The sequence below is a fragment of the Microseira wollei NIES-4236 genome (assembly GCF_020521235.1).
GTDB classification, from domain to species: Bacteria; Cyanobacteriota; Cyanobacteriia; order Cyanobacteriales; family Aerosakkonemataceae; genus Microseira; species Microseira wollei.
Window position 1 is genome coordinate 1 of the sequence record NZ_BLAY01000321.1, and the last position, 6029, is coordinate 6029.

A 6029-nucleotide genomic window follows, 5' to 3' on the forward strand; every position below is an offset into this window, starting at 1 on the left:
CGTGTCCCTACGCCATACCAACTGGGTGCAACACAACATTGTCGGGACACGGCATTCCACCAACTTTGCCCTGAGGGACAAAATTTATTGATGCCGTGTCCCTACGCCATACCAACTGGGTGCAACACAACATTGTCGGGACACGGCATTCCACCAACTTTGCCCTGAGGGACAAAATTTATTGATGCCGTGTCCCTACGCCATACAAACTGGGTGCCACACAACATTGTCGGGACACGGCATTCCACCAACTTTGCAATGGTTCGACAAAATTTACTTTAGCCTTAGTCCCTACGCCATACAAACCTATTTTTTCAGTCTTACGGGTGGGGTAATATTATGCTCTATTTCCCTAGGCTTATAGTAGCAAATTTTGATCGCAAAATTTATGAACAAAGCACTGATATCTATTCTCTTGTTTGTGGAGTTAGTTTTGTTGATAACTTCACCCTTAGCCGCACTGGCTAGTTTAATGTTGCTCGTTGTGGTAGCCGCCTTTTTTGCAACAGTCTCGACAGTTGTCTCAGCAGTTGCTGATGATAATCATCAGAATTAAAGACAGAAACCCGGTTTCTTCAAGAAACCGGGTTTCTCTTATATTTGAGGACTAATATCCTTGACCGTTGCATCGGAATTAATCCCTGTAGGAACAATTAGCAATTAGCAATTAGCAATTACCCAGAAAGGCCGATCATTCCGATGCAACCGGATTTGATATAATTGCTTCAAACAGCGATGAGTAATCTTCATTGGATAAACCCATCTGCTGAGCTATTTCTAAAATCTCCCGCACCCCTGACAAACTGCTAGCATTCAAGTTAACCGAAATAGCTGCATCTAGAAACAAGTTAGTATCTTTGAGCAGATGTTTGGTAGGAAAATTAGGATTGGCGTAATTCCTATCGAGCATTCGCTGCAATTTTTTATCAAAAGTAGGCGCATAAAGCGCACTTTGGCGCAAAATTTCCATGAAAGATTCGACTTCGACGCCTTGATTTTGCACAAAACCTAGACTCAGTGCGAAGGCAGTTGTGAGGGAACTAATGAGTTGATTTAGGGCTAGTTTAACAGCAGCAGCCGTGCCAACGGGGCCAATTAAACGCGGATATGAGCCAAAGTTTTGCAGCAAATTAGACCATTTTTGAAATTGTTCCTCTGTCGCGCCTACCATGACGATTAATTTCCCAGCTTCGGCTTCTGGGATACTGCCCAAAACGGGTGCTTCTAGATAGTCACCGCCTGCGGCTACGACTTGTTTTTGCAACTCTTGACTTTGGGAAGGAGAAATCGTTCCCATTTGAATTACGGTGCGGTTTTTCAGTTGTTGTTTGGCATTTTCTGATAAGAGAACTTGCTCAATGGCAGCGGCGTCGGAAAGCATTAAAATGATGCAATCAGAGGATGCAATCGCATTCTCCGGCGAATCAGCCACCATCGCCCCCGCGTCGCGCAGCGCTTCTAGTTTAGACTGAGTACGGTTGTAGACTACCACCGGCAGTGGCGCGGATAACAATCTTTGCGCCAGCGGTTTTCCCATTAAGCCAGTTCCCAAAAATCCAATTCTCACGATTAATTTTTTAAGTTGAAACGGTAATTACTAGCTTACCAACCACGCGACCTTTTTCGCTTTCTGCATGAGCCTGGTCTATCTCCGATAAAGGATAAGTGCGTGCAATTATAGGACGCAACTTATTCGCTTCGCTCAATTCTTTCAAGTAAGCCAAATCCTTGCCATTCGATTTGAGCAGAATCAGTTTGGCTTTTTTACCGGGTATCAATTGGGTGATGAAAATCGCCGCGCTGTTAACGAAATCGGGGAGGGTGGTGACGTAAACTCCATTCGATGACAATATATTTTGGCATTCCCAAAACGAGCGATTCGCCACCGCATCCAAAATAATATCGTACTTGACCGACTCTTTAGTAAAGTCTTGATTTGTATAATCGATTGTGCGGTCAGCGCCCAAACTTTTTACTAATTCGGCATTCTTTTGGCTACAAACTGCTGTGACTTCTGCGCCTAAAGCTTTGGCAATTTGTACTGCAAAGGTGCCCACCCCACCCGAAGCGCCGTTGATTAATATGCGATCGCCTGCCTTAATTTCACCCAAATCGCGCAAAGCTTGTAAAGCAGTTTCTGCCGCTAGAGGTATGGCAGCTGCTTCTTCGTGGCTGATATTTTGGGGTTTAAAATATGCGACTTTTTCGGAAACGGCGGCATATTCTGCATAGGATCCGCTAGTCGCCGTATCGAGACAGGCATAAATTTGGTCACCTTGGCGAAATTGGGTAACCCCAGATCCAACTTCTACCACTTCTCCCGAAACGTCGTAACCCAAAACCATCGGGAATTTGTTGCCGAATATGATTTTCAGCATTCCATTGCGGGTTTTCCAATCGATGGGATTGATGCTGGTGGCGTATACTTTGACCAACATCTGGTCGCTTTTTATTTGAGGTTTGGGGATATCTTGCAATTGCAAGACTTCAGCAGCGCCGTATTGGTTGATAACAACGGCTTTCATTTGCTCGATCATCGCTATACACCTCCGGCCTTTTTGGAGTTTAGATTAATTTGCCTTTATCGCCATCTATCTTTTGAGCGATACTTGCCTCATGCATTATCTGGATCGCAGCGAATCTCGATGATAAACCCATCCGGGTCGTAGCAGTAAATGCCGCGTCCGGTGGGTCGGGTAACGATATCCTGTGCGATGGGGATGTGGTGCTGACGCAACACTTCCACCGCTTGGTCAAATAATTTCGGGTCTATATCAAAAGCTAAATGATTGGCGCGAGTAAAAGCTTTTTCCGGATCTGGATCTGGCGGCGCCAGATCCGGTTCCCAGAATAAATCTATTACCGTACCATCCGGCGTCACAAAGTTGGCAACTTTTCCCTCTGCAACCAACTTAACCAACGTTGTCGGAACTTCATCCCCAGTCAATTCGTGCAAACCCAGGATCGTCCCGTAAAAATGACGCGACCCTTGCATATCCCGCACGTTGAAGGCGATGTGATGCACCCGCCGCAGACAACCTGGGGATAGAACAGCTTTGGTAGACTCTGGCGCTAACGACATACTTGCAACCAATCCTTTTTGCTATTACCATAACGCCAAACCCACCCTATTTCACTCCACCGACAGATGACTCATTAACTACCCTGATAGGTAATATTAGAAAAAATTACACTCCAAGTCATTCACCAGTACGAGTGGATTTAGTTCTGAGGTTGATAAGTAATTTTACCTATGAAGTAACCGCAACTTCTGTCCCTCTTGCACGATCCATAGAGAGATTATTAAGAAACATATCTCAATTATAAAAAAATATCGCTTAAGCATGACTTATATATGTCATTATGCTATTTTTTTTGATACAGATTTGAACAACGCTCTCGACTGCCCTCAATTTTAGTACTGCCATTATGTCAATTTTAAATAACTTTCGTAACTTTTTCAGCAACCGCTATATGAAACACTACTGTGATGAATGGATTGAGGAATGGTGCCAACAAAACGGGTGGACAGATTTATTTGTAGAGCGTCCTAACTTTTACTGGGCGTTTCCTCCCTTTGCTGTCATGCCCGAACCAATTCCAGCACAGGTACTCAGAGTGATTAAGGCGCGCAAGGGATTTAGCCAGGAAGAACGACGCTGGACGATCGCAGCTGTATTAGTAACAGTCGTCGCTGCACTTTTAGGCTTTTTCTTAAAATCTCCCATGCCGCTGCTTATAGCATTTGCTTTTGATGCGGTTACAGTCGCTTTGTTTGAGGAAGAATAAGTAATGGCTAATGGCTAATTGCTCATTGCTAATGGCTAATTGCTAATTGTTTTACCATTACCTATTACCGATTAGCCATTAACCATTACCTATTACCGATTAGCCATTAACCATTAGCCATTAGCCATTAGCCATTAGCCATTAGCAAAATTGTTTTCAAGCCTTGTACTAACCTACCAATCCCTTCTATTGCTGTATCTTCTTGTAAAGCACCGTAGGCGAGGCGCAGGTAACAGCCATCATCGATACCGAAAGTTGTGCCGGGAATTAAGGCGACGCGATGTTCCTTTATCAGGCGTTCTACTAATTCGATTGCCCCTATTTTTGTATGAACTTTGAGCAGAAAATAAAACGCCCCATCCGCTGGCGGTACGGTGCATAAATCTGGGATGGAATAAAGTTGCTCTAAGCATTTTTCGCGCACTTTGGCAATAGTTTGCAAGTGTTCCCGACAATAACTAATTCCCGCTTGTAATGCACCTAAAGCGGCGTATTGAGAGATGACTGGGGGACAAATTAGAATTGTATCTTGGATTTTGTTAACTGAAAGGAATAAATGTTGCGGGATGACCATATACCCGATGCGCCAGGAGGCGAAACCATAGGCTTTGGAAAGCGAATAAAGTAAAATTGTATGGTCGCTGCTGTTGGGAATTGCGCCGGGAGAAAAGTGCTGGACGCCGTTGTAGGTAAAGTATTCGTAAGCTTCGTCGCTAATGTGGTAGAGGTGGCGATCGTAACACAGTCTATTCACCGCTTCCAATGTTGCTTTCGGATATACTACCCCCGTGGGATTATTCGGTGAAATTGTGACAACGGCGCGAGTCTTGTCGGTAATTGCTTGTTCTATCTTATCGAGACAAATCTGATAATTTTCATCCGTCGGGACGAGGACGGGAGTGCATCCCGCCATTGCAATCGCCATCTCGTGGTTAAAATAATAGGGCGTCAGTAAAATAATTTCGTCGCCGGGGGAAGTAATCGCCAAAACGGCGTTCATAAACGCCATGTTCCCACCAGCGGTGACGACTATGCATCGATTGTCGTTTATGTCAATACCGTTATCGGATTTGAGTTTGGTGGCGATCGCATCCAGCAAGGGTACAATACCGTCTACGGGTTGATATTTGTGATTGTCTGGAATAGCTAAAAATTGCGAAATTTGCTCTATAGCTTGTTTTGGCGGCGCATAGGAAACAACCCCTTGTCCCAAAGGAATTGTTCCCGGACAACTGCGGATTAATTCGGCAACGACTGGGATAATAGGTAACTGCACCGCCTGCATTCTTGCAGTTTCGCTGTAGAACATAATTTTAATTTGGCTTGGATTATCAGTTTATATATTTTAAGCGATCGCCACAACTCTTTTACCGTCTGAAGGATATCTATTTATTGAACCGCCAAGACGCCAAGGACGCCAAGAAAGAAGAGAAGAAGATTTATAGAAACAATGGGTAAGGTGGGATGGCGAACGCAGGTTACATATTCTACCTATAAAATAGTAATAGATTGAAATTGTGGCTATTGCCAGTCGAATTATGACTTGTGGTGATTATTTCCTGAGACTTTTAGCTCGCCGTGATTACAGTGTAAACGAACTGCTGAAAAAAGGCCGAGAAAAGGGATTTGAGCAAAGCGAGATTGCTGAAGCGCTCGATGCGGTGCAACAAAAAGGGTATCAATCGGATATCCGCGTTGTAAATAGTATAATCAACTCCTCGAAAGGCCAATATGGAAAAGCAGCCTTGAAACGCAAGTGCCTGGAAAAAGGAATTCCTGCCGATGTCTTCGAGCAAGTCTGGATGGAACAAGAAGAATCTGATTCAACGGAATCTCTGAGTGAGTTAAAAGCTAAAGTCATGCGGAAATACAAACTGAGCAGCTTTCAATATATTGACCCGAAAACTAAAGTCAAATTATTGAATTACCTTCAGTATCGAGGGTTTAATCCGTTTGAAGTTTTAGACCAATGGAAGAACGAAGAAGAGGAGGCAGAAGCATTTTAACGCCAAGAAACCCGGTTTTTTCAAAAAACCGGGTTTCTGACCCAGGGCGGGCAGGATGCCCACCCCACAAGAGAGTTGAAAGTTTTGTGGGGTGGGCATCTTGCCCACCCCACAAGAGAGTTGAAAGTTTTGTGGGGTGGGCATCTTGCCTGCCCCACAAGAGAGTTGAAAGTTTTGTGGGGTGGGCATCTTGCCTGCCCCACAAGAGAGTTGAAAGTTTTGTGGGGTGGGCAT

Annotated in this window: 8 protein-coding genes and 1 pseudogene; 4 read left to right on the forward strand and 5 right to left on the reverse strand. The window is 44.5% G+C overall.

Annotated features, from left to right (window positions below; all coding sequences use genetic code 11):
• Window positions 1-184 precede the first annotated feature (184 nt).
• On the forward strand, window positions 185-364 hold the full coding sequence (locus MiSe_RS47205; RefSeq protein ID WP_226594026.1) for a hypothetical protein: 180 nt from the start codon (window positions 185-187) through the stop codon (window positions 362-364).
• 24 nt (window positions 365-388) lie between these two features.
• Window positions 389-556 (forward strand): hypothetical protein, encoded by a 168-nt coding sequence (locus tag MiSe_RS47210; RefSeq protein WP_226594028.1) that lies wholly within the window; start codon window positions 389-391, stop codon window positions 554-556.
• 135 nt (window positions 557-691) lie between these two features.
• On the opposite strand, the gene MiSe_RS47215 is transcribed toward MiSe_RS47210, so the two are convergent.
• The 3 genes from MiSe_RS47215 to MiSe_RS47225 all read right to left on the reverse strand — a co-directional run bounded on the left by MiSe_RS47215 (window position 692) and on the right by MiSe_RS47225 (window position 3082).
• The gene (locus tag MiSe_RS47215) at window positions 692-1567 is read right to left on the reverse strand and encodes an NAD(P)-dependent oxidoreductase (RefSeq protein ID WP_226594030.1); all 876 of its coding nucleotides are present in this window, start codon (window positions 1565-1567) and stop codon (window positions 692-694) included.
• Between the two features lie 10 nt (window positions 1568-1577).
• Window positions 1578-2525, reverse strand: a complete 948-nt coding sequence (locus MiSe_RS47220) for an NAD(P)-dependent alcohol dehydrogenase (RefSeq protein WP_444980644.1) — start codon at window positions 2523-2525, stop codon at window positions 1578-1580.
• An 89-nt stretch (window positions 2526-2614) separates the two neighbouring features.
• Window positions 2615-3082, reverse strand: coding sequence for a VOC family protein (locus MiSe_RS47225; RefSeq protein WP_226594034.1), 468 nt, complete (start codon window positions 3080-3082; stop codon window positions 2615-2617).
• Window positions 3083-3474: 392 nt separating this feature from the next.
• On the opposite strand from MiSe_RS47225, the gene MiSe_RS47230 reads away from it, so the two are divergent.
• Window positions 3475-3789 (forward strand): slr1957 family protein, encoded by a 315-nt coding sequence (locus tag MiSe_RS47230; protein ID WP_444980645.1) that lies wholly within the window; start codon window positions 3475-3477, stop codon window positions 3787-3789.
• Window positions 3790-3916: 127 nt separating this feature from the next.
• On the opposite strand, the gene MiSe_RS47235 is transcribed toward MiSe_RS47230, so the two are convergent.
• Window positions 3917-5098, reverse strand: a complete 1182-nt coding sequence (locus MiSe_RS47235; RefSeq protein ID WP_226594038.1) for a pyridoxal phosphate-dependent aminotransferase — start codon at window positions 5096-5098, stop codon at window positions 3917-3919.
• A 229-nt stretch (window positions 5099-5327) separates the two neighbouring features.
• Between MiSe_RS47235 and MiSe_RS47240 the strand changes: the two genes are divergently transcribed.
• Complete coding sequence (locus MiSe_RS47240) at window positions 5328-5795, forward strand: regulatory protein RecX (protein WP_226594040.1); 468 nt, start codon at window positions 5328-5330, stop codon at window positions 5793-5795.
• On the opposite strand, the pseudogene MiSe_RS47245 reads toward MiSe_RS47240, so the two are convergent.
• Window positions 5751-6029: pseudogene (locus tag MiSe_RS47245) on the reverse strand (hypothetical protein); the annotation flags it as partial. The gene MiSe_RS47240 and the pseudogene MiSe_RS47245 overlap by 45 nt on opposite strands.

Bases quoted from the DNA above. Each gene is read 5' to 3' on its own strand.
- MiSe_RS47205 (WP_226594026.1), top strand. From the start codon at position 185: ATGCCGTGTCCCTACGCCATACAAACTGGGTGCCACACAACATTGTCG.
- MiSe_RS47210 (WP_226594028.1), top strand. From the start codon at position 389: ATGAACAAAGCACTGATATCTATTCTCTTGTTTGTGGAGTTAGTTTTG.
- MiSe_RS47220 (WP_444980644.1), bottom strand. From the start codon at position 2,525: ATGAAAGCCGTTGTTATCAACCAATACGGCGCTGCTGAAGTCTTGCAA.
- MiSe_RS47225 (WP_226594034.1), bottom strand. From the start codon at position 3,082: ATGTCGTTAGCGCCAGAGTCTACCAAAGCTGTTCTATCCCCAGGTTGT.
- MiSe_RS47230 (WP_444980645.1), top strand. From the start codon at position 3,475: ATGAAACACTACTGTGATGAATGGATTGAGGAATGGTGCCAACAAAAC.
- MiSe_RS47235 (WP_226594038.1), bottom strand. From the start codon at position 5,098: ATGTTCTACAGCGAAACTGCAAGAATGCAGGCGGTGCAGTTACCTATT.
- MiSe_RS47240 (WP_226594040.1), top strand. From the start codon at position 5,328: ATGACTTGTGGTGATTATTTCCTGAGACTTTTAGCTCGCCGTGATTAC.